We start from the raw sequence: 1,562 nt of genomic DNA on the forward strand, positions 1-1,562 counted from the left end.
TTATCTAAATTTAGTCGTTACTTCTTATAATAGCACTTTACAAGGCAAGATGCAAATATTTACTCTTTTTTCTCTCTATTTATAGAAAAATCCACATGTTTATAAATTAAATTAAAAAGAAGATGATCACACCATCTTCTTTTTAATTTATTTTGGCTCTATAATATTTGTAGTGGGTAAATCCCCTATAGATATTATGGAGCCTATTTTGTTGTAGAAAAAAAGTCCCATATGACCTATAATGAAAAGCAACCAAACCATCATTAGAAAGAGCCATATGGAACAATTACATTTTATCACAAAACTACTCGATATCAAAGACCCTAATATCCAAATTATAGACATCATCAATAAGGATACCCACAAGGAAATCATCGCTAAATTGGATTGTGATGCCCCACTTTGTCCTGATTGCTGAAGCCAAATGAAGAAATATGATTTTCAAAAACCTTCTAAAATCCCTTACCTTGAAACGACTGGTATGCCTACTAGAATTCTCCTTAAAAAACGCCGTTTTAAGTGCTATCAGTGCTCTAAAATGATGGTCACTGAGACTCCTATAGTCAAGAAAAATCACCAAATCCCTCGTATCATCAACCAAAAGATTGCCCAGAAGCTAATTGAAAAGGCTTCTATGACTGACATTGCCCATCAGCTGTCTATTTCAACTTCAACTGTCATTCGCAAACTCAATGACTTCCGTTTTAAGCATGATTTTTCTCGTCTGCCTGAGATTATGTCCTGGGACGAGTATGCCTTCACTAAGGGAAAGATGAGTTTCATTGCGCAAGATTTTGAAAAGCTCAATATCATCACTGTTCTTGAGGGCAGAACACAAGCTATCAAGCGCTACTGGAAGCTCATTCAACAAGATAGCCATAAACTCAGCCATAAGAGATTTTATCGCCCTGCTTTTCGTATGCACTTAACGAATAGAGAAATTCTAGAAAAGCTTTTGAGCTATTCAGAAGACTTGAAACACCACTATCATCTCTATCAACTCTTGCTTTTTCACTTTTAGAATAAGGAACCTGACAAATTCTTCGGACTTATCGAGGACAATCTAAAGCAAGTTCATCCTCTTTTTCAGACTGTCTTTAAAACATTTCTAAAGGACAAAGGGAAAATCGTCAATGCCCTTCAGTTATCCTATTCCAACGCAAAATTGGAAGCGACTAATAATCTCATCAAACTTATCAAACGCAATGCCTTTGGTTTTCGGAACTTTGAAAACTTCAAGAAGAGAATTTTCATCGCTCTGAATATCAAAAAAGAAAGGACGAAATTTGTTCTTTCTCGAGCTTAGCTTTTCTTCAACCCACTACAGTTGACAATGAGCCTAAAAAAGAGGAAACAGAGTTCCTCTTTTCTATTTAACTTTTAGAGCTTAGTTGCTTTCGTCTTCTTTTCGTTTCAACTGACCAAGTCCTAAAACTCCTACTAAAGCTGCTAGACCAAGATATGGCATGTAGCTTGAATCATTTGTACCTGTTTGAGGTAGAGTAGGGTTCCCTTTTGGATTTGGATTAGAATTAGGAGTTGTTGGCTCCTCTGGTTTCTTA

1 protein-coding gene and 1 pseudogene are annotated in these 1,562 nt (G+C 35.9%); one reads left to right on the top strand and one right to left on the bottom strand.

The annotated features are described in order from the left end of the window. Positions 1-277 precede the first annotated feature (277 nt). Positions 278-1,306 (top strand): annotated as a pseudogene (locus MK405_RS09465) (transposase). Positions 1,307-1,387: 81 nt separating this feature from the next. On the opposite strand, the gene MK405_RS09500 reads toward MK405_RS09465, so the two are convergent. Further along, positions 1,388-1,562: LPXTG cell wall anchor domain-containing protein (locus MK405_RS09500; protein ID WP_419153032.1), on the bottom strand; the 175-nt coding region annotated here is incomplete at its 5' end.

It is taken from the genome of Streptococcus oralis (genome assembly GCF_026782345.1).
Classification (GTDB): Bacteria; Bacillota; Bacilli; order Lactobacillales; family Streptococcaceae; genus Streptococcus; species Streptococcus oralis_CK.